Below are 21241 nucleotides of genomic sequence, written 5' to 3' on the forward strand. Positions count from 1 at the left end.
ATGCCGACTGGTTCCGCGACGCCTTGCAGGAAAAGGGCATCACACCCTGCATCCCGGGCCGGAAAATACGAAACAAGACCGTCAAATACGACAAGCGCCGCTACAAACGCCAGGGCCGTATCGAGATCATGTTCGGCCGCCTCAAGGACTGGCGGCGCGGCGCAACCCGCTACGATCGGTGCCCGACGGCCTTCTTCTCCGCCGTAGCCCTCGCCGCAACCGTCATCTTCTGGCTCTGATCAATGAGTCCTGACCCTAGGACGCAAAATTACGCTGCCAATTACGAGTTGTCTCGTTCTTGCGTCCCTCTTGGCTGATCACCGCAATTACAGCTTTCCACGGACCCGATCGAATTGCGCTGCAACATGACGGGCATAGGGGCGACCACAATCGCGGATGATTAGATTATCGGCCTCCCAGCCGATTAGGCCCCGATGTTCGAGAGCGGCCATCGCGATACGCGTCGTCTCAATCATCGGCGTCGGGATGCGCGCGCGACCACTGCAAAGCAGATTACGAACTATATTACCTCGCGCCCGCTCGTCCGCATCAATCGACACCCCGCGCGTCGCCGTCAGCCGACCTTCGGCGATCAGGCCGCGGTAATGTCCCGCCCGCTTTTCGTTTTGAACGAGCAACTCGGGAAATTTGCTGATCGCGCTGGCGCCAAAGCCGATCAGCAGGTCGGTGTCATCGTCGGTAAAGCCCTGGAAGTTCCGGTTCACCCGTCCCTCGCCCGCCGCGATGGCGAGCGTGTCGGTGGGCAGCGCAAAATGATCGAAACCGATCGGGACATAACCCGCCGCGGTGAGGCGGTCGAAACCGAGCGCAGCCTGTTCGAAACGCAGCCGGAGATCCGGCAGGTTGCTGGCGTCGATCCGCCGCTGGCGCGGGATCATCGCGGGCAGATGGGCATAGCCGAACAATGCGATACGGCTGGGCGCGAGGCGGATCGTTTCGTCGAGGGTTTCGTCGAGATCGGCGAGGCTTTGCCCGGGAAGGCCATACATCAGGTCGAAATTGATCGCGTCGATCCCGCGCAGGCGCAGGCTGGCCACTGCATTTTCGATGTCGGTAAGCGGCTGGACCCGTCCGATCGCCTGCTGGATTTGCGGCGTAAAGGTCTGCACCCCAAGGCTGACGCGCGCGACCGACGAGGCCGCGAGGACGCGCGCCCAATCGGCCGAAAAACCGCGCGGGTCGATCTCGATCGAAATATCGGGGTTGCTGGCGTCAAACACGGTCAGGATACGATCGAGGAGACGCACAAAATCGACCGGCGCGATGGCGTTGGGACTGCCGCCGCCGAACGCGATCCGCTGAACCCGCGCGCGGCCGCCGAGGCGTTTGGCGACCATGGCGATTTCCGAGCGGAGCGCGGTCAGATAGTCGGCGAGGCGCTGGGTCCGGTTGGCGGCGCCGGTGTTGCAGCCGCAGTACCAGCAGATCTGGTCGCAGAACGGAATGTGGACGTAGAGCGAGACGGGGGTCGCCGAAGCGATCCGGTCGAGCGCCGCCGTATAATCGTCAGCGCCGACGGCGTTGGTAAATTCGACCGCGGTCGGATAGCTGGTGTAGCGCGGGACCGGCGTAGCCAGCAGGTCGGGGTGATAGCTCCACATAGAGGGCATTTATGACGACGAGCGCGCGAACGCATTGACGCAGATCAACGGCATCATCAGCAGCAGCCCTTCCGAACGCCCGTCGATTTGCTGCGCCGATCGGTCGTCGCGTGACACGCCTTGGCGCAGCTGTCACCGCCCGGCTTGTCCGATCCGTCCGGCACCAGCAGCATGTGGCGACCGCCACCGCAATCGGGAATGATCAGCATCCGGGCATCGACCGTCAGTGGCGTCAATGCGAGCGCGGTAGCGCCGGCCAGCGACACGAAGGCGCGGCCGATCATGCCGTCCCCTCCTCTTCATCCTCAACAAAGATGCGCAGCGCCGCGCCATCGAGATCGTCGAACTGGCCGCGGCGCAGCGACCAGAAAAAGGCCGCCAGCCCGAGCAGTCCCAGCCCGAGCGCGATCGGGATCAGCAGCGCGAGGCCGTTCACCGGATCGCCCTTTTGAGCCGCATCGCATTGCCGACGACGATCAGCGACGACCCCGACATCGCGAGCGCCGCGACAAGCGGGGTGACATAGCCGAGGAAGGCCAGCGGCACCGCGATCACATTATAACCGATCGCGAGGGCGAAATTCTGCCGGACTATCGACTGCGTCCGCCGCGCCATACGCAGCGCCGCGACGACGGGCATCAGCCGGTCGCCGAGAAAAATGCAGTCGGCGGCATTCTTGCCCACATCGCTAGCCGATCCCGGCGCCATCGACGCATGCCCCGCCGCTAGCGCCGGACCGTCGTTCAGCCCGTCGCCGATCATAAGCACCTTGTGCGTCGCGCTCTGCCGCGCGAGCGCGGCCAGCTTGTCTTGCGGACTCATGCCCGTTTGAGCGGTCATCGCCAGTTCGCGGGCGACGGGAGCCACGGCCGCGGCGCGATCGCCGCTGAGGATCGACACGTCGACGCCCTCGGCGCGCAACGCATCGATCGCCGCGCGCGCATCGGGGCGCAGATGGTCGGCAAAATGGATGGTCGCGGCGAGCGCGCCGTCGATCGACAGCTGCGTTGCGAGGGCGTCACCCTCCACCGGATCGCCTGGGCGGCCAAGGGTGACGATATGGTCGCCCCACTCCGCTTCCACGCCAAAGCCCGGGATTTCTCGAATCGATTGGACATCCGCGCGCGCGACATCGAGCGCCTGCAAGCCGCGCGTCAACGCTTCGCTGAGCGGGTGGCGGCTGGACTGCGCCAGCGCGAGAACGAGCGACTGAAGCTGCGGATCGAGGCGTTCGAGATCGCGCGCCTCGGGGCGGCCCAGCGTCAGCGTACCGGTCTTGTCGATCATGGCCCGGTCAACCTCGGCCAATCGTTCGAGCGCCGACCCGTCCTTGATCAGCACCCCGACGCGCATCAACGCCCCTGCCGCGACAATTTGCGCTGCGGGGACGGCCAACCCGAGCGCGCAGGGGCAGGTGATGATCAGCACCGCAACCGCAATCAGCAGGCTGTGATGCCACCCCGCCCCGACCATCATCCAGCCGATAAAGGCGATCAGCGCCAGCGCATGAACCGCGGGGGCATAGAGCCGCGCCGCGCGGTCGGCGATGCGGACGTAGCGCGACCTGCCCTGCGCCGCTTCGCCCATCAGGCGCGCGATGTCGGCCAGCGCGGTGTCGCCGCCGACCGCAGACACCCGAACCTCGATCGGCGCATCGAGGTTGAGCGTGCCGGCGTGGACGCGGTCGTCGACACGGACCAGTTGCGGCGCGCTTTCGCCAGTGAGCAACGACAGATCGAGCCTGCTGGCGCCGCGCAGGACCGCGCCATCGGCGGCGAGCCGCTCGCCCGCGGCCACCAGCATCACCATGCCGGGTTCGAGCCCCGTGGCATCGGTCCAGCGGCTTTTGCCATCGTCGCCCAGCACCATCGCGCCGGTGCCCATGTTGCGCAGCAAAGCCGTGACGCCGCCGCGCGCACGGTCGCGCATCACGCTGTCCAGCCAGCGACCACAGAGTAGAAAAAACAGCAGCATGACGACGCCGTCGAAATAGGCATGTGGGCCGCTGGTCGCGGTTTCGAACAGGCTGAGCCCGGTGGTGATGAGAACGCCAATGCTGATCGGCACATCCATGTTCGTCTGGCGATGACGCAACGCGCGCCACGCCGAGCGGAAGAAGGGCCGCCCGGCATAGGCGATCGTCGGCAGTGCAATCATTGCCGACAGCCAGTGAAACAGGTCACGCGTCGCGCCCGACGCCCCCGACCACACCGATACCGAAAGCAACATGATGTTCATCATCGCGAAGCCGGAAACGGCAACCGCGCGCAGCAGTTCGCGGCTACCTCCCTCCGCCGGATCGGCATCGCCCAACGCATCGCCGATCGGATGCGCCTCGAACCCAAGCGTCGTGAACGCGCCGATCAGGTCGGGCATTTCGGCATCGGGGACGCACGACAGATGGACGCGCTTTTCGGTGAAGTTCACGCGCGCCGCGGCAATCCGCCGATCGCGAACCAGCCCCTGCTCCAGCTTGGCGATACATCCCGCGCAGCGAATGTCCGGGACGGCGAAATCGCGTTCGATCAAAGCGGCGGCGATCATTTCATGTCCATCCGATAGCGCGCCTCGTCGGCCCCCCGACCGACAACGATGTCGAGCCGCTGGCGCCCCACCGCCAGCGGCTCGACCGAGCGCCACGCGCCGTCCGCCACCCCTTCGAACCGGAGGGTGGCGGGGGCGGTGCGCCCGAGCGGATGGCTGGCGGTTGCGGCGACGCGCAGGTCGGTCAGCGAGCGGCCATCCTTGCGAACTTCGACGCGAACATGGCGATCCCCATCAAGCGAGATTTTCGGTATCCAGCCCAACCGGTCCTGCGCCTCCGCGCGCGCCAGCCAGACATTGTAGTGCTGGCTCGCGACATAGCTGTTCTCCACCACTTTGCCGCCAAAGGTCGACATGGCGAGCCGTGCCATGGTGAAATTGACCGTGATGACGACGGCAAAGAAGCCGACGAGGATCGTGGTCATGTGCCAGCCGGTGAAGACCTTGCGGATCGGTTTGTCGCTCATTGTCCTGCCTCCGGCCGGTCGAACTGGATGATGTCGCTGTCGCCGCGCGGGTCGCCGTCGAGGCCGCGGGTCGCAATGGTGAAATCCTGCCGCGCCGGTCCGTCGCCGGGTGCCGCGACGAACAATCGGACGCGCGTAACGCTGTCGGGCGCTAGCGCTATTTCGATGCGTTGCTTGGCGGTCTCACGCGATCCCGCCTCGGTCCACAGCGCGGCGCCTGACAGCCCATCCACCGTCACCGCGACGCGGCGGGGGCGCGTTTCCATATTGCGCAGTTTCAGCGTGTAGTTGTTGCGAATATGGCCGTCGGAGAGCTGGACATAGAGCGGGCTGCGCTCGTGCTGAACGGCCAAGTCCAGCCGGGTCCGCTGGCCGAGCGAAAAGAGCATCGCGGCCCCGATTGCGCACCACACGCCGAAATAGGCAAGCGTGCGGAGACGGAAGAGCGTCTTGCGAACGGGCTTGCCGATGCCGCCCGCCTTTTCGACCGCCGCATCGTCGAGCGTGCAATAATCGATCAGCCCGCGCGGTCGTCCGATCTGGCCCATCACGTCGTCGCACGCATCGATGCACAGGGCGCAGGTGATGCATCCGATTTGCGGCCCTTCGCGAATGTCGATGCCCGTCGGACAGACGGCGACGCACTGGTTGCAGTCGATGCAGTCGCCGAACGCGCCCGGATGCGCCTGCGCCTTTTTGACGCTGCCGCGCGGTTCACCGCGCCAGTCCTTGTACGTGACCAGCAGCGATTTTTCGTCCATCATGGCGGTCTGGATACGCGGCCAGGGACACATATAGATGCACACCTGTTCGCGCATGAAACCACCGAGGATGAAGGTCGTCGCGGTCAGCACGGCGACGGTGCCATAGGCGATCGGCGCCGCCTGCCCGGTCCAGAAATCGGCGGTCAGCGTCGGTGCGTCGGCGAAATACATGATCCACGCGCCGCCGGTCCAGAAGGCGATCGTCAGATAGATGAGATATTTGATCGTCCGCTTTGAAGTTTTTTCGAAGGTCCATGGGCCATTGGCCAGCCGGACCTGCGCATTGCGGTCGCCGTCGACCAGCCGGTCGACATGCTGAAACAGGTCGGTCCACACCGTCTGCGGACAGGCATAGCCGCACCAGGCGCGGCCCACCGCGCTGGTAACGAGGAACAACCCGATCCCCGCCATGATGAGCAGGCCCGCGACATAGTAAAACTCGTGCGGCCAGATTTCGATCTGGAACATATAGAAGCGCCGGTTCGCGAGATCGACGAGCACCGCTTGGTCGGGCGCATAAGGACCGCGATCCCAGCGAATCCAGGGCGTGCCGTAATAGATCGCCAGCGTGATCCCCATGATCGCCCATTTGAAGCGGCGAAAGGGACCGTCGACCTTTTTGGGGTAAACGCCCTTTCGCTTTTCATACAGCGGCGCGGCGGGACCGGTCAGGTCGTCAGGGCTGGCCATCGGCTCCCTGCCCTTCATTGCTCGCGACCGGCGGCGCCGCTTTCTCGCCGCCGCCAAGCGAATAAACATAGGTCGCGAGCATCTTGACCGTCACCGGGTCGAGCCGATGCGCCCAGCGCGGCATCACGCCGTTGCGGGGTTGCGCAATCGTCGCGGTCAGGCTGTCGCGGTCGCCGCCATAGAGCCAGACCGCGTCGGTCAGCTTCGGCGCGCCGACGGTGCGATCCCCTGCGCCCGTCGCACCGTGGCAGACCGCACAATTGGCCTGGAACAGCACCGCCCCGCGCGCTGCTGCCGCGCTTGGCTTTTCCTGCCCGCTGATGACGCGGACATGGCTGACGACATCGGCGATCTGCCCTGCATCGAGGATGCCGTCGCGCCCGAACGCGGGCATCTGGCTGACGCGCGTCGCCTTATGATCGGGGTTCCGGATGCCGTGCGCGATCGTATATTCGATGCTCGCGAGGTCGCCGCCCCACAGCCAGTCGTCGTCGGTCAGGCTGGGATAGAGCTTCTTCACCCCCGCGCCGCCCGCGCCATGGCACTGGACGCAATGGACACGAAACGCCGCCGCGCCGCCCTGCACCGCCGCTTGCATCAGCTCAGGTTTGGCAGGCAGATCGGTCAGCGCCGTCGCGGCAATGGCATTGGTGATCGGCGCGCGGCGTTCCGCGTGCGCCTGCATCTCGCGCTCCAGATCGCCGCGGCTGCTCCACCCCAGCACGCCTTGCGTGGCGCTGTTGAGCATCGGCCAGGCGGGGTAGAGGACGACATAGCCCGCCGCCCACACGATCGAGGCGTAGAAAGTCCACAGCCACCAGCGCGGCATCGGTGTATCGAGTTCCTCGATGCCGTCCCATTCATGCCCGACGGTGCTCGTGCCGGTGGCTTCGTCGATACGCTTGCGGTCAGCCATGCTCGTCGTCCTTGAAGATCATCATTGCGGCCTCTTCATTGTGGCGGCGCGCGCCCTTGCGGAACGGCCAGGCGACAAGGCCAAGAAACAGGATGGTCATCGCGAGCAGACCCCAGCTGTCGGCGAAATGGCGCAGGTCGTTGTAGGTCATCGCGCCTTCTCCCGCGGCGCGGCGGGCGCGGCGCCCTGCTCCTGCGGGGCGGCCTTTTCGACATCGACGAGCGTGCCAAGCATCTGGAGATAGGCGATCAGCGCATCCATTTCGGACAAGCGATCGGGATTGCCGTCGAAATCGCGCACCTGCGCTTTGGGATAGCGTTTTTGCAGGTCGATGCCCGCCGCCGGATCGACCTGCGCCTTCAGATCCTCATTCGCCGCTGCGACGGCTTCCTTGCTGTAGGGCACACCGACGCGCGACAGCGCGGTAAGGTCGTTCCGCATGTCGCCGACATAAAGGTCGCGCTCGGCGAGGAACGCATAGGGCGGCATGATCGATTCCGGCACGACACTGCGCGGGTCGATCAGATGCGCCTTGTGCCATTCGTCCGAATAGCGCCCGCCGACGCGCGCCAGATCGGGTCCGGTGCGTTTCGATCCCCATTGAAACGGATGGTCATACATGCTCTCGGCAGCGAGGCTATAATGGCCATAGCGTTCGACCTCGTCGCGGAACGGACGGATCATCTGGCTGTGACAGGTGTAGCAGCCCTCGCGCATATAGATGTTGCGGCCCGCCAGTTCGAGCGGGGTGTAGGGACGCATCCCGTCGACCTTTTCGATCGTATTGTCGATCCAGAACAGCGGCGCGATCTCGACGATGCCGCCGATGGTGACGGCGATCAGCGAGAAGAAACCTAGCAGCGTTACATTGCGCTCAAGCTTTTTGTGACTGAAGCGCTTTTCGGTGGGTTGGGTGGCCATCGTGCGGCTCCTTAAGCGGCGCGAACGAGCGCGAGCGGGCGGTCCGCGGCGGCGTTGTAAGGGGTTTCGGTCATCGGTTTTTCATCGCGGACCCGCCCGGCGAGCGTCGCCCAGACATTGACGATCATGATCAGGAAGCCGGCGAGGTACATCGCCCCGCCCGCGGCGCGGATCAGGTACATCGGGTGCATCGCCGCGACGCTCTCGGCAAAGCTGTAAACCAGATAACCGTCGGCGCCATATTCGCGCCACATCAGCCCCTGCATGATGCCCGCCACCCACATCGACGCGGCGTAAAAAACGATCCCCACGGTCGCGAGCCAGAAGTGCCAGTTGACCATGCGCAGGCTGTAGAGCCGCTGACGCCCCCACAGGCGCGGCACCAGATAATAGACGCAGGCAAAGGTGATCATGCCGTTCCACCCGAGGGCGCCCGAATGGACATGGCCGATCGTCCAGTCGGTATAGTGCGACATCGAGTTGACCCATTTGATCGACATCATCGGGCCTTCGAAGGTGCTCATGCCGTAAAAGGCGAGCGCCATCACCATCATGCGGATGATCGGGTCGGTGCGGATCTTGTCCCACGCGCCGTTGAGCGTCATCAGCCCGTTAATCATCCCGCCCCAACTGGGCATCCACAGCATGATCGAGAACACCATGCCGAGCGTCTGCGCCCAGTCGGGCAGCGCGGTGTAGTGTAGGTGGTGCGGACCGGCCCAGATGTAGAGGAAGATCAGCGACCAGAAGTGGATGATCGACAGGCGATAGCTGTAAACAGGCCGCTCGGCCTGCTTCGGCACGAAATAATACATCATCGCGAGGAAGCCCGCGGTCAGGAAGAAACCGACCGCATTATGCCCGTACCACCATTGCGTCAGCGCATCCTGCACCCCGGCAAAGGCGGCGTAGCTTTTCGACCCGAAAATGCTCGCAGGCATCGACAGATTATTGACGATGTGGAGCATCGCGATGGTGATGATGAAGCTGAGGTAAAACCAGTTCGCGACGTAGATATGCGGTTCGCGGCGCTTGACGATCGTGCCGACAAACACCGCCAGATAGGCAACCCAGACGATCGTCAGCCACAGGTCGACATACCATTCGGGCTCGGCATATTCCTTGGCCGCCGTGACGCCCATCAGATAGCCGGTCGCGGCGAGTACGATGAACAGTTGGTAGCCCCAGAAGACAAAGCGAGCGAGCTTGGGAAAGGCGAGCCGGGCGCGGCAGGTGCGCTGCACGACATAATAGCTCGTCGCGATCAGCGCGTTGCCGCCGAAGGCAAAGATCACTGCCGAGGTATGCAGCGGTCGGATGCGACCAAAGGTCGTATATTCGAGGTTGAAGTTGAGCACCGGGAACGCGAGCTGCAACGCGATGAACAGCCCCGCAGCCATCCCGGCGATCCCCCAGAACAGGGTGGCAATGACTCCCCAGCGGATCGGGTCATCGTCATAAGTGCCATCGCTGGCGGGCATCTTCAGCACGCCGCGTGCCATCGCGCCATAATCGGCCTGCGAGACGGTCGTCCACAGCACGGTCAGCGCGGCGACGGCAACGATGCCCATATGCACCGCAAAGGGGGCATCGACCGCCAGCGCCGCCATCACCAGCGCGAGCAGCGCCAGCGCCAGCCAGCCGCCCGCTTTGATTACCAGACCGTCCATATGCTTGTCCCCGCTTGGTGCGGCTCTCGCGCCGCGCTTCGCTTCGCTCATGGACGCGCGGGTCCGCCGAAACATTGATCGGGATCAACGAATGGTTTGCGCTTCATCAATGCGGCGCAGCGGGCGGCGGGACAGAGACGGCTCCATCAACAACAGGAGCCAGGACTCATGAAGACCCAATATCTCTCCCTCGCCGCGCTAGCCGTCGCTCTGGCGGTTCCCGGGCAAGCCGCGGCGAAAAGCGGCGACGTCCAGTTCAAGCTGCTCGCGACCTATGTCGCGCCCGACGGCAAGATCAAAGATGTGAAGCTTGACCTGATCGGCTTGCCTGCGGGGACGCAGACCAAGGCCGACGACAATGTCGTGCCGACGGTCGCGATCGAATATTTCGTCGCCGACAATATCTCGGTCGAGACGATCGCGGGCGTCACCCAGCACGATGTCGTCGGTCGCGGCGGCCTGGCGGGTGCAGGGCTGGTGTCGAACGCAAACATCGTCCCCGCGACGCTGACGCTGAAATATCATTTCGGCAAAGATGGCGGCGTGCGGCCATATGTCGGTGCCGGTCCCAGCTATTTCATCTTCATCGACGAAAAGCCCGGGGCGACGGCGGTCGCACTCGGCGCGACCCGGCAAAAGATGGGCGATTCGCTGGGCATGGCGTTTCAGGCCGGAGTCGATGTCCCGGTGAATGCCAAGGGGCTGGCGGTGACCTTCGATGCCAAACGCTATGTCATGCGCCCCACCGCGGGCTGGTTCGCCGGACCGACCGAAGTGTTGCGCACGCGGCACAAGCTCGACCCGTGGGTCGTCAGCGCCGGGCTCGCGTTCCGCTTCTGACGCAGCCGGTCAGCCCGCCATCGCCTCCATCGCCGCGCGGTCGTTGATCACGATCTCGCGGCGAGACGGCAGGTCGAGCACGCCTTCGCCGCGCATTTTGGTGAGCTGGCGGCTGGTCGTCTCGATCGTCAGCCCCAGGATGTCGGCAATCTGCTGCCGGCCAAAAGGCAGCTCGAACCCGCCCTTGGGATTTGTCGCGTCGCATCCTTGCCCCGATAGGCGTTCGGACATTTCGAGCAGGAACGACGCGACCTTTTCCGACGCCGACTTGCGCCCGAGCAGCATCATCCAATGGCGCGCGCGGTCGAGTTCGTCGAGCGTGCGGCGCAGCAGCTTTTGTTGCAGGTCGGGATGCGCGCTCGCAAACTCGTCGAAATTGTTGCGGTTGAAGATGCACACTTCGGCGTCGGTCATCGCAGTGACGCTGTAGGGGCTTTCCTTACCGAACGGGCGACCGATGAAATCGGACGGGAACACGACCCCGACGATCTGTTCGCGGCCATCGGCAGTCGACACGACCAGTTTCAGCACCCCGGTCAGGACGTTGGCGACGACCGGTGCACCGTCGCCCTCCCACAGCAGCGTCTGCCCCGCCCGCACCTTCTGCTTGCGGCCCATTTTGCCCAGCGCCAGAATTTCCGTCGCGTCGAGGCTGGCGCAAATTGCGCGGTTACGGACGACGCAGGTGGAACAGTCGGTCATGCCGCCGCCGTACAGCAGCGCGCCGATTTTGGAAAGCCAAGCCGCCAGGCCGGTCAGTGCGCCAACAGCAACGGCGCGGGCGCGGATCCCAGCAGATACCGGGTCACGCCGCCGAAAAACGTCTCGCGCAAACGAGTGTGACCGAACGCGCCCATCACGATCAGGCCGGCACCCATGTCGCGGGCGGTCCGCTCGAGCGCCTCTTCAATCGTCTCGACACCACGCTCTACCTGACGCCATTCGGCATGGATGCCGTGGCGCGACAGATAGCGCAGCGCGTCGTCGGCGGCGACCTGCCCCTCATGTCCGCCGACGGTGACAAGCACCGCCTGCCGCGCGTGGCGTATCAGCGGCACGGCGGCCCGCAAGGCATGGGCCGCCTGCGCGCTGCCATTCCAGGCGATCATGACCGGCGCGTCGAGATCGACCGGGCCGCAAGTCTCGGGAATGGCGAGTACCGGGACCGGAACCGCCATCGCCAGATCGCCCGCCATCATCGGCGGGGCAAAGCTGCGGCGCCGGTCGGCGGTGCCGAGCGACACGATGACCAGGTCGGTCAATGTCGCCGCGAGCGTCAGCGTCGACAGTACATCGCCATCTGCCAACGTCACCTCCCAAGGCACGTCTTCACGTTCAAGGTCCGCGCGCAACCGCCGCTCGAGCGCCGCGTCGACCGCCTGTGCCTTGGCCAGCTGCTCGCCCGCCAGATACATGCCGCCAAACGGGTCGGTCGCAATGAACTGCTGAAACGGCGAGCTGATCACCAGATCCAGATGCGACTGATGCCGCCGTCCGATCGCCAGCCCGCTCTCTAGTCGCGCCGACATTCCGGGACCATCGTCGGCGTGAATCAAAATATTGCGCACGTCAAATCTCCTGCTGCGACAGCCATATGAGGGCGCAATGCGCGCCGCGTCATTGATCGCAGTCAAAGTGGCCGAGAAGCGAACGTCCGCTTTCGGGCACTCGTCGCCAAAAGCCGCAATGACCGACATCAGGCGCAAAGCGGCCAATTGCGGTACGAGCGGGTTGTAGGCGTTTTTGTGACGTTACGCATTGTAGTGCGATGTTGTCCGTTGTGGCATATTGGAACAGCCGTTTAATACGGATGCATCTAAGTATCTGATAATGCTATCCAATATACCACAACGGACCGACTCTTAATCAGCGGGTCCTAGGTTCGAGCCCTAGTGCGTCCACCATTTTTCAATGACCTTCCATGATCGTTGAAACCGCCGAAACGGGCTCAATTCCCTTACGGTGTCACATTTATGATTGCGGCAAATAGTTCATTTCGCGCGGCTCGCTGCCAAGCTTCCCCGACGTCCGACGATGGCCACGCGTTCGCCCAAACGCGATCTGTCACCGCGCCGGCGCTCTGACCCGATTAAAATGGCGCCGCGCGGAGCCCGGGTCGCCTTGGCCCAGCGCGATTTCGGCGGCAGCCAGATCGACCATCGGGCCGAAGTCCGCGTGCCCGGTCAGCTCTGCCACTTTCTCGCGGTCCAGCCCCTCGATCATCGCGCCCGCCGCAGCGAAGCGGCGATTGGCGGCACAAGGGAGATACGCGTGACCAAGGAAGCTTTCTTTTCGGCGAACGAGACCCCTGACGGGGTACAGTTCGACATTGTCGCGGCATCGATGCCGGCGTCGTTCGGATGCCTGATGGGCTTTCTGCACGTCATGGCGGCGATCGGCGGATTTGTCGCGCTCGGCAGCATGGCTGCGGGGGAGGATGGCGGCGGCGCCTTTTGGAGCGGCGCTTTCATCGGCGCCATCGGGGGCGCCGGCATTCTGATGTTCAAACGGTTGAACGCCCGGTACGAGCGCGTCCCGGTCCGGATGACCGTGACCGATCAGGGGATCGCAATCGGGGAGCGCTTGTATCGCAGTGACGATATCCGCGAGCTGATCGTCGGCTTGCCGTTCGACAAGGGCGGCGCAGAAATGGTGCAATATCTCAGCGGGGTTGCGGCAACGGCGGGAGCAGCGACGGGAATGGAGATGCGCAATCGCTCCTACGCACTGATGGCCCGCCTCAAATCGAGCAGCAAGAATGAAGTCCTCGCTTTCGGCCTCACGCTCAACGTGGCCCGCTCGCTCCAGTCGGACGTCACCACGGCGCTGTCCGGCAACTATTGATCGGCAGAACAAGGACAGAACGATGGCAGCAAATATCTCGCAGTCGGACCCGGGATAAACCGGCCCGGCACCGACTCAGGCTGGCGCGCGATCCGCGCGGTGTTCGATCCGGCGCCGGAGCAGGAACAGACCTGCGGCAAGCAGCGCGGTCGGCACCAGCATCAGCGTAAAGGCGGTGCGGCCGTCGAGGTGCGCGAACAACGCGCCGGTGATCACCGATCCTGTCGTCCCGCCCAGCGCCGAAAAGACGACGACGAGGCCCATCAGCGGCGGGTGTTCGCGATGGGGCATCGCGCTCAGCATCACCGAGATGATCGTCGGATAAATGGGTGCCAGCGCAATGCCGATCAGCGGAAACAGGAAGGCGGCGGCGGGCGCGTCGCGCCATGCCGCGATCGTGCCGGGGGTCAGCCCGTCGGCGAGCGGCAGCACAAGGATAATCACCGCGGCGAGCGCGGCCAGGCAGATATTGAGCACCGGATACCAGTCAAAGCGCGCCATCACCGCGCCGGCCGCAAACCGCCCGATCGCCAGGCACGCGGCGAACAGGCTGGCCGCCTGAACGCTCATTTGAGCGGGCAGGTGCAACACCTCGTTATTGAACGTCGGCAGCCAGCTTTGAATGCCCTGTTCGATCAGCACGAACAGGAAGGCACAGGCAACGAACACGAGAACGAGCGGCAGCGCCGCAAGCTTGAGCATGGCGACGAAAGCTGGTCCTTCGGTGCCGGTCTGTTCATCCGTGCGCGCGCGCCGTTCATCGGCCGGCGAAACGAGGAGCAGCGCCAAAGCCAGCGCGGTCACCCCCGCAAGCACCCAATAGGCATCCAGCCAGCGCAGTCCGGCAGGATCGATAAAGGCGCTGAACACCCAGTAGGAGGACAGCACGCCGACCATGAACATGCCTTCGATCAGACTGGTCAGGCTGGCGTGCTGGCGCGGATTGTCGGTGACAAGCCCGATCATCGAATAAACGACCACCTTCGCTACCGCAAAGGCCGCGCCAACCATCGCGAAATGGAGCTGTGCGACGGTGAAGCTGCCGAAAACAGGCATGACCAGACAGCCCGCGATCGCCAAAGTCAACGCGCCGATCAACGCCCGTCGCAAGCCGATCCGCGCCAGATAGCTGGCGGTCGCGAACGACACGACCGCAATCGTGACGTCCTTGAAGCCTTCCAGAGTGCTCGCCTGCGGCTTACTCACGCCGAAACTGGAAATCGACTGAAGGATAACCGTCCCGACGCTGTTCAGCAGCATCGCGAAAGCCACATAGGTCAGGATCAGCGCGGCGATCAGTCGGGTGCGGGCCATCGGCTGTCCTTAGAAAAAGAAGGGGTGGCTGCGAAGAGGCCGCGGCCACCCCAGGGAGGGAGAGTGGTTTAGAATTTATAGCCGACGCTGAACCGGAACGAGCGGCCAAGGATCGGGCGCGCATTGACAACCTCGCCCCCGGTCTGGCCAAGGGTCCGCGGGTCGCCCTCGGTCAGCCCGACCTTGTCGGTCAGATTGTCGGCAGTGACCGCCAGGCTCAACGCGCGGTTGATATCGACGCTGACCCCTGCGTCGATCTTGAAATAATGCGGCAGGCTTTGGGTGTTGGCGGTGTCCGAGAAGCGGTCGCCGACGTAGGAGAAGGTGGAGAACAACGAAACCTTGCTGTCGCTACCAAATTCGATGTCATAGGAGGGGGTCACGCGCCATTGCCATTTCGGCTGGCGCTGCACGCGGTTGCCGCTGAGGTCGACGGTGCCGCCGCCGGCAAAAAAGTTGCGGTATTTGGCGTCGAGCCAGGTGCCCGAAAAGGCGATCGTGAAATTGTCGACCGGTCGCAGGCGACCTTCGAGTTCCAGGCCCGTGCTGCGCGCACCGCCGATGTCGGCGACCGGCGCTCCATTTTGAATCACCGTCGTCACCAAACCGCTGAACCGAGTGTGGAACAGCGTGGCATAAAGCGCCAGCAGGTCGGTGCGAACCTTGACCCCCCCTTCATAATTGTCGACCCGCGGCGAAACGAAGATACCGTCGCGCAGATTGTCGAAGAAAGGATTGGTGTTGCCGCGGTTGTAGCGCACATAGGCACCGACCGACGACGAGAAGTCATAGTTCAGCCCCGCCGTCCACGACCAGGCGCCTTTCTTGTAGGCGATGTTGCGGAACGTGCCGTTCAGCAAAGCAGTGCCATTGTTATAGAGCGTGTTCGGGTTGCCGTCGGTGTCGACGCCGAAATCGTTGTTCTCAAGCGTGCCGGTCGCCTTGTAGTGCTGGTAACGAACCCCCGCGTCGAAACGCAGGTCAGGCGTGATCTGAAACTCGTCGACCGCGTAAAAGGCATATTCGCGGCCGTCATAGGCCGCATTGACATTGAAAAACGAGCCTTGGGTAAAGCCGTTGTTCGTCACCACCTGTCCGTTGGCGAGGGTAAGGTTGAGCAGCCGGGCGTTGTTCTCCGCGGTGAGCAGATGGACATTGCCGAGGTTCCATTGGTCGTTCGACGAGAAATCCGAGTAATAGGCGCCGACCGTGAACTTGTTGTTGCCGCTGTCCCATTCAAGCGCGAGATCGTTGGTAAAATCCTCGATCTGCTTGCGCACGATCCAGGTGCCGGCGCGGATCACCTGCTGCGTGCCGGGAAGCGCCTGACCGCCGTTGACATAAGTCAGGCTGCCGACCGTGCTGCCAAGCGAGGCGGCGTATGCGCTGGCGGTCGTCGCCGTGCTGGCGGGCACCAGCCCCGTCGTGTCGGCGTCGCCCTTTAAATAGCTGGCGCGATAGCGCACCTGCAGCCCGTCGCCGATCTCGTAATCGAAATTGGTGCCCAGGTTAACAAGCTTGGCGCCGCGACCGTCGGCAAGATTGGCGCGGGTACCGTCGGGGAGCAGGCTGAGCCGCGTTTCGGGGCCGGCGAGGACGCCCGTCCCCGGATCGATATTGCCGAACTTGCGCACCTTGTTGCCGTCACGAACGACGGGGATTGGCAACAACCACTGGCCGTGATCGTTGAGATAGCGGGCGAAGACGAGGATCGATCCCCGGTCGAGATCATGCCGGATGTTGCCGGTAATCTGTCCGCCCTTTTCAGCGGTAAAGCGCGGATTGCGGATGCCATTGCCGCTGGAATAATAGCCGCCGACCATGAACGTCGTGTTGTCGCCGAGCGGGCCGGACAACAAAAGGTCGCCGCGAATGTCGCCATAATCGGCGATGCTCGCCTTCACGATCCCCGCAAAGTCGCGCCCGCCTTCCTTTTGCACAAAGTTGACGGTCAGACCGGGCTGGCCGTTGCCGAACAGCGCACCGGTACCGCCGCGCACCGCTTCGACGCGCTCGATCGTCTCGTCGATCCGGATGAGTTGCGTATTTTCCAGGAAGGACAGCGTCGGCGGAGAAAAGAAGGGGACGCCCTGCACGGTCAGCGTCACGAACTCGGCATCACCACCCGACGGATAACCACGCACAAAGATGTTGGCACCGTTCTGTCCGCCCGAACTTTCGGCGGAGACGCCGGGGATGACCTTGAACAGATCGGCAGTACTGTTGGGTGCTGCCTTTTCGATGGCATCCGAGGTGATGTTGGTGATCGCAAAGGCCGCGGCCTGGCGGTTGATTCCGCCACCGGCAGTACCGGTCACGATGATCTCGTCATCGGCGGCTGCCGCATCGGCGGCTTGAGGCGTTGCTTGCGCGAAAGCCGTCGTCGGCAGCGCCAAAAGCGCAATCGACGCCAGCAGGCGAGTCCGGTTCAACATGAGGTTTCCTCCACTTTTCCTGGTCGGTTTGAAAGACCCGCGCGCGATGCCGCCCCCTGTTCTGTCGACAGGATCTGCTCCACCGTCAGCTGGCCGATAGCGGGAATGTTGAGATCGGCATCGGGCAGCGCCTCTTCTGACCCGATGCCTATGGCCACCATGCCCGCCGCATGGATGGCCGTTATTCCGGCGCGCGCGTCTTCGACGCCGACGCATTCGTCCGGGGACAGGCCCATGCCGGCGGCACAAGCCACGAAAATGTCGGGCGCCGGCTTGGGGTTGGTTACCGCGCCTGCGTCGGCGATGAAGTCGAACGCATCGGCAATGCCGAGCCGCGCCACGACGTCGCGCGCATTGCGGCTGGCCGAAGCCATGCCAATCTTCATCCCCGCCGCGCGCAGGTCGGCGAACAGTCGATCGACGCCGTCGAACAAATCGGCGGGCGAATAGCCCCTGAGCCGCGCGACATAGCTGGCGTTTTTCTCGGCGAGCATTGCCTCGAACTTCGACGGTTCGACGGCGCGGCCCGATCGTTTCAGGATCAGCCGCAGCGAACCGGCGCGATCGACACCCTTCAGCGCATGGTTCGCTTCGCGGTCGAAACTCAGGCCATGGGCATCGGCCAACGCCTGCCACGCCAGATAATGGTCTTCGGCCGTGTCGGTGAGCACGCCGTCAAGGTCGAAAATCACGCCTTTGCGGAGCGGCCGGAGCATGTGAACCGGTTGCTCGTCGACGCGCAGCCGCCGACCGTGATCGGCAACCTCCAGAGGCGGCCCGGACAACAGCCGATAAGTGCATCCCTTTCGGTCGACCGCCAGCTCGACCACGCTTCCCCGCCATTGCACGCGAAAACGATACATGGTCCATGCGTCGGGCAAACGTGGGCAGAAGGACGGCACCGCGGCGTCGAGCCGCAAGCCGCCCCACCCCTGAGCAAGAACGAGCCAACTGCCTGCCAGCGCGGCCATGTGCAGGCCGTGCGCCGTGTTGCCATGGCGATTTTCGAGATCGACCAGCGCACATTCCTGCATGAAGTCAAGCGCCGCTGCGTCATCGCCGAGCCGCGCTGCGACGATCGCGAACGACACCGACGACAGCGTCGAATCATGCGTTGTGACGCGGCGATAATAGTCGAAATTGTACCGCTGGCGCGACACGGGCATCGCGGTCAGGTCCATCGCCATTGCCTGCACCACATTGCCCTGTTTGGCGACTTGGTGGCGGAACAACACCATCGGGTGATAGCGCATGAGCAAAGGTCCATGGCGGTCACCCGATGTCGCAAGGCCCGGCATTTCGGGGCGACCCAGAAAAGCATCGTCCTGCGGATTGATCCCAAGCACCGGATCGGTCGGCAGCCACATCGCGTCGGCGGCGCGCCGCCACCCGGCAATCTCGTCGTCGCCAAGGCCGATGGCACCGGCGATCACGCCAAACCGATCCTGTTTGCGCAGCCATTCGGCGGTTTCCACCGCATAGGCCAGATGCCGGCGCGCAATCGCATTGGTATAAAAATCATTGTCGACGAGAGCCGAATATTCGTCGGGTCCGGTCACTCCGTAAATGCAGAAGGCGCCTCCCCGGCGCGGATCAAAGGCACCGACTTCCATCCAAATTCGTGCCGTCTCGAAAAGCATTTCAGCGGCTTCGGCGCGGAACGTCTCATCGCCGGTTGCCGCGACATACAAGGCGAGCGCGTGCGCGATGTCGCCATTGATATGATATTGCGCCGATCCGGTCGGATAGTGCGACGAACATTCGTCGCCGCCGATGGTCCGCCAGGGATAGAGCGCGCCGCGGACGTGGCCGAGCGCGCGCGCATGGGCGCGAGCATGGTCGAGCTTCCCGATCCGGTAAGCAAGCAACAACCGGGCACGGTCCGGCGCCTGCAACACGAGCACCGGTAGCATGAAGGCTTCGGCGTCCCAGAAATAATGGCCCTCATATCCCTCGCCGGACAAACCCTTGGCGCCGATGCTGTGACCCGGATCGCGGTTTGCCGACTGGTGAAGCTGGAACAGGTTGAATCGCAGCGCCGCGTCAAGCGTCGCATCCCCCTCGATCGAAACAGCCGCCGCTTCCCACAGGCGTGCGACCGCGGCTTGCTGATCGGCGGCGACAGCGTCGAAACCGCTGGTCACGGTCGGCAGCTCAGCCAAGTCGACCGGGCGGCCGCGGGCGCAAGCCATGGCGACCACCCGGTCGATGGTCAGGACGTCGTCGGCGACCAAATCGCCCCGCACCAGATGACCCGCCGGTACCGCCGCGACGTCAGCGGCAGGACAGGCGACCTGCTGGAGATAGGCGAGTTCGACGACATCCTGGGCGAATCGGGTGACCGAGGTGGTGTCACCCGTCGCGGGGGGAAGGATAGTCCAGGCGGGGCTGAGCCGACCCGAAATGCGCGGATCGTCGGCATCGCCGCCTTCGCCGCCGCCCTCGCAGCCATAATATAACCCGATTTCGAAACGGGCGGAAAAACCGATCGGGCAAATGCGGATCTGCGACGCCACACACGCCCCACCGGCAATCGGCACGATCCGGTCAACGGCAATTTCGATCGATCGGTCACCGCCGATCGCCCATCGCGACCGACGTTGAAGCTGGCCGGTCGCGAGATCGAGCACACTCTCGCTTTCGACGAGTTTCGCCGTCGTGAAATCGACCGCCGTGCCATCAATCGCCAACCGCATCAGAACGGGGCTGGGACAAGCGATCCGGGTATCGGTTGCTTCCGCGTAGCCCGGAAAGCTCTCGTGATAAGTGATCGGCCGACGTACATAAGCGTCGGGCAGATAGGCGCAGGGCGCGTCGGCGAGCTCGTCGAAAACACCCCCGACCCCGACCCATCCGTTCGCCAATGCGAACAGTGCGGCCGCTTCCGCATCACGCGACGCGGCGCCGCGTCGCACAAGGCGCATCGCATCGGAAGTATTTGCGGAAATCGCCACCTTTGTCCTCACCCATGGCCCGGGCTGCTCTGGCCCCGGCTCGCCAAAGACAATTCCCGCAAAATGGTATCGATGTCAAGTTATCGATACCATTTTGCGAAACGCATGATTTTCAACGACAATTGTACCGGGAGATCAGCTTTCGCGAGCGACGAGCTGGACGGGCATCATATGCGACTCGACCGCGCGCCCGCCGACCAGATCGAGCACTTTTTGCGCGAGCAATACCCCGCCCAGCGCCCAGTCCTGTCGGACACTGGTAAGCTTGGGCGAAAAAATCGATGCCCCCGGTGAATCGTCAAATCCGACGACCGACACGTCGGCGGGAACCGAACGGCCATGCGCCACGAGCGCGTCGATCGCGCCCATGGCAATCGCGTCGTTGGCACAGAAAATGCCGTCGAACGACGTACCTTGTTCGATCACATGGGTGACCGCCTCACGCGCTCCCGCTACTGTGAACGCGCAGGCCAGCTGCGCGACGATTGCGGCATCCCTGCCCACCAGGCCGTCCGCGAAGCCGCTCGACCGGTCCTCGACCTCGCCATGCTGTGTATCGCCCAGAAAGAGCAGCTGCCGCCGCCCGCGTCCCGACAGATAGTCGGCGGCAAGACGCCCGCCGGCACGATTATCGCTGCCGACGACGATGCGTTCGGGCGGACCGTGCGCGGCGCCCCATACCACATAGGGTAACCCCATTGCCTCCACCGCTGCTGCGGCATCGTCATGGACGCCCTGCCCCAACAGGATCACGCCATCGGTCGAGGGCGGATGTTCCGCAAACAGATCGATGGTCGTCAGCACCATATTCTGACCGGCCGCGGTCAGTTCCTGCATGATGCCGCCCAGCAAGGACAAGGGATAGGGTTCGCTCATCAGGCGATCGTGCGACGGCGCCATCTCGATAACCACGGCGATCGTTCGCGTCCGCTGCTGCCTCAGATTGCGGGCCGAAACATTGAGGCGATAGCCCATGCGCTCCGCCGTCTCGCGGATCAGCTTGCGGGTGCTTTCCTTTACCGTCGCATGATCGGACAAGGCCCGCGAAACCGTGATCTTGGCGACGCCAAGCTCGCGCGCGACGTCGGCCATCGTCGGCCGTGTCCGCTCGCCGTGACCGTTGCGGCTCATCCGCGGCTGCGCGGGGTGGCGGGCGGCGGGGAATCATTATGTTGCGCCATGCACCTTCCCTACCGTTCGGCTTGGCGCTTTCACAAGCTTCTTTGGCGGCGCATCGGTACCGCGCCGGGACCCGCCGGC

The 21241-nt window shown here is 64.0% G+C and carries 20 protein-coding genes and 1 tRNA gene; 4 read left to right on the forward strand and 17 right to left on the reverse strand.

The annotated features are described in order from the left end of the window. Nucleotides 1-239, forward strand: a 239-nt coding sequence (locus IR187_RS04030) for a transposase (protein WP_194953434.1), incomplete at its 5' end; no start/stop codon positions are given. Between the two features lie 87 nt (nucleotides 240-326). Here the strand turns inward: IR187_RS04030 and hemN are convergent. From hemN to ccoN, 10 genes are read right to left on the reverse strand one after another with little or no spacing between them, the layout of a single operon-like run. After that, the gene (hemN, locus tag IR187_RS04035) at nucleotides 327-1622 is read right to left on the reverse strand and encodes an oxygen-independent coproporphyrinogen III oxidase (RefSeq protein WP_194953435.1); all 1296 of its coding nucleotides are present in this window, start codon (nucleotides 1620-1622) and stop codon (nucleotides 327-329) included. A 56-nt stretch (nucleotides 1623-1678) separates the two neighbouring features. Continuing rightward, nucleotides 1679-1906 (reverse strand): hypothetical protein, encoded by a 228-nt coding sequence (locus IR187_RS04040; RefSeq protein WP_194953436.1) that lies wholly within the window; start codon nucleotides 1904-1906, stop codon nucleotides 1679-1681. Next, a complete protein-coding gene (gene ccoS, locus IR187_RS04045; protein WP_194953437.1) occupies nucleotides 1903-2058 on the reverse strand; it encodes a cbb3-type cytochrome oxidase assembly protein CcoS in 156 nt (51 codons plus the stop codon). Before ccoS ends, IR187_RS04040 begins: the two co-directional genes overlap by 4 nt. After that, nucleotides 2055-4166 (reverse strand): heavy metal translocating P-type ATPase, encoded by a 2112-nt coding sequence (locus IR187_RS04050; protein ID WP_194953438.1) that lies wholly within the window; start codon nucleotides 4164-4166, stop codon nucleotides 2055-2057. The genes ccoS and IR187_RS04050 overlap by 4 nt, the downstream gene beginning before the upstream one ends. Next, nucleotides 4163-4633 carry a FixH family protein gene (locus IR187_RS04055; RefSeq protein ID WP_194953439.1) on the reverse strand — a complete coding sequence of 157 codons (471 nt, stop codon included), beginning with the start codon at nucleotides 4631-4633 and terminating at the stop codon, nucleotides 4163-4165. Before IR187_RS04055 ends, IR187_RS04050 begins: the two co-directional genes overlap by 4 nt. Then, entirely contained in the window at nucleotides 4630-6087 is a 1458-nt protein-coding gene (gene ccoG, locus IR187_RS04060) for a cytochrome c oxidase accessory protein CcoG (protein ID WP_194953440.1), read from the reverse strand. Before ccoG ends, IR187_RS04055 begins: the two co-directional genes overlap by 4 nt. Then, complete coding sequence (gene ccoP / locus IR187_RS04065; RefSeq protein ID WP_194953441.1) at nucleotides 6074-7003, reverse strand: cytochrome-c oxidase, cbb3-type subunit III; 930 nt, start codon at nucleotides 7001-7003, stop codon at nucleotides 6074-6076. The genes ccoG and ccoP overlap by 14 nt, the downstream gene beginning before the upstream one ends. Further along, complete coding sequence (locus tag IR187_RS04070; RefSeq protein WP_194953442.1) at nucleotides 6996-7154, reverse strand: cbb3-type cytochrome oxidase subunit 3; 159 nt, start codon at nucleotides 7152-7154, stop codon at nucleotides 6996-6998. The genes ccoP and IR187_RS04070 overlap by 8 nt, the downstream gene beginning before the upstream one ends. Beyond that, nucleotides 7151-7924 carry a cytochrome-c oxidase, cbb3-type subunit II gene (gene ccoO, locus IR187_RS04075; RefSeq protein WP_194953443.1) on the reverse strand — a complete coding sequence of 258 codons (774 nt, stop codon included), beginning with the start codon at nucleotides 7922-7924 and terminating at the stop codon, nucleotides 7151-7153. The genes IR187_RS04070 and ccoO overlap by 4 nt, the downstream gene beginning before the upstream one ends. A gap of 11 nt (nucleotides 7925-7935) precedes the next feature. Beyond that, nucleotides 7936-9594: a cytochrome-c oxidase, cbb3-type subunit I gene (ccoN, locus tag IR187_RS04080; protein WP_194953580.1), complete on the reverse strand. Its 1659-nt coding sequence runs from the start codon at nucleotides 9592-9594 to the stop codon at nucleotides 7936-7938. Nucleotides 9595-9762: 168 nt separating this feature from the next. On the opposite strand from ccoN, the gene IR187_RS04085 reads away from it, so the two are divergent. Further along, complete coding sequence (locus IR187_RS04085; protein WP_194953444.1) at nucleotides 9763-10434, forward strand: OmpW/AlkL family protein; 672 nt, start codon at nucleotides 9763-9765, stop codon at nucleotides 10432-10434. 9 nt (nucleotides 10435-10443) lie between these two features. Here the strand turns inward: IR187_RS04085 and IR187_RS04090 are convergent, their stop codons facing one another. Continuing rightward, complete coding sequence (locus IR187_RS04090; protein WP_194953445.1) at nucleotides 10444-11136, reverse strand: Crp/Fnr family transcriptional regulator; 693 nt, start codon at nucleotides 11134-11136, stop codon at nucleotides 10444-10446. Between the two features lie 53 nt (nucleotides 11137-11189). Next, a complete protein-coding gene (locus IR187_RS04095; RefSeq protein ID WP_194953581.1) occupies nucleotides 11190-12002 on the reverse strand; it encodes a universal stress protein in 813 nt (270 codons plus the stop codon). Nucleotides 12003-12242: 240 nt separating this feature from the next. Between IR187_RS04095 and IR187_RS04100 the strand changes: the two genes are divergently transcribed. Further along, a tRNA-Lys gene (locus IR187_RS04100) sits at nucleotides 12243-12338 on the forward strand. Nucleotides 12339-12498: 160 nt separating this feature from the next. Here the strand turns inward: IR187_RS04100 and IR187_RS04105 are convergent. Further along, entirely contained in the window at nucleotides 12499-12657 is a 159-nt protein-coding gene (locus IR187_RS04105) for a hypothetical protein (RefSeq protein ID WP_194953446.1), read from the reverse strand. 48 nt (nucleotides 12658-12705) lie between these two features. Between IR187_RS04105 and IR187_RS04110 the strand changes: the two genes are divergently transcribed. Continuing rightward, nucleotides 12706-13278 carry a hypothetical protein gene (locus IR187_RS04110; RefSeq protein ID WP_194953447.1) on the forward strand — a complete coding sequence of 191 codons (573 nt, stop codon included), beginning with the start codon at nucleotides 12706-12708 and terminating at the stop codon, nucleotides 13276-13278. A gap of 75 nt (nucleotides 13279-13353) precedes the next feature. Here the strand turns inward: IR187_RS04110 and IR187_RS04115 are convergent, their stop codons facing one another. The 4 genes from IR187_RS04115 to IR187_RS04130 form a co-directional block, all read right to left on the reverse strand. Then, the gene (locus IR187_RS04115; protein ID WP_194953448.1) at nucleotides 13354-14592 is read right to left on the reverse strand and encodes an MFS transporter; all 1239 of its coding nucleotides are present in this window, start codon (nucleotides 14590-14592) and stop codon (nucleotides 13354-13356) included. 68 nt (nucleotides 14593-14660) lie between these two features. After that, complete coding sequence (locus tag IR187_RS04120; protein ID WP_194953449.1) at nucleotides 14661-17027, reverse strand: TonB-dependent siderophore receptor; 2367 nt, start codon at nucleotides 17025-17027, stop codon at nucleotides 14661-14663. After that, nucleotides 17021-19951 carry a beta-phosphoglucomutase gene (pgmB, locus tag IR187_RS04125; RefSeq protein ID WP_194953450.1) on the reverse strand — a complete coding sequence of 977 codons (2931 nt, stop codon included), beginning with the start codon at nucleotides 19949-19951 and terminating at the stop codon, nucleotides 17021-17023. Before pgmB ends, IR187_RS04120 begins: the two co-directional genes overlap by 7 nt. 165 nt (nucleotides 19952-20116) lie before the next feature. Next, a complete protein-coding gene (locus IR187_RS04130) occupies nucleotides 20117-21112 on the reverse strand; it encodes a LacI family DNA-binding transcriptional regulator (protein ID WP_228765534.1) in 996 nt (331 codons plus the stop codon). Nucleotides 21113-21241 lie beyond the last annotated feature (129 nt).

This window comes from Sphingopyxis solisilvae (assembly GCF_015475875.1).
Taxonomy (GTDB): domain Bacteria; phylum Pseudomonadota; class Alphaproteobacteria; order Sphingomonadales; family Sphingomonadaceae; genus Sphingopyxis; species Sphingopyxis solisilvae.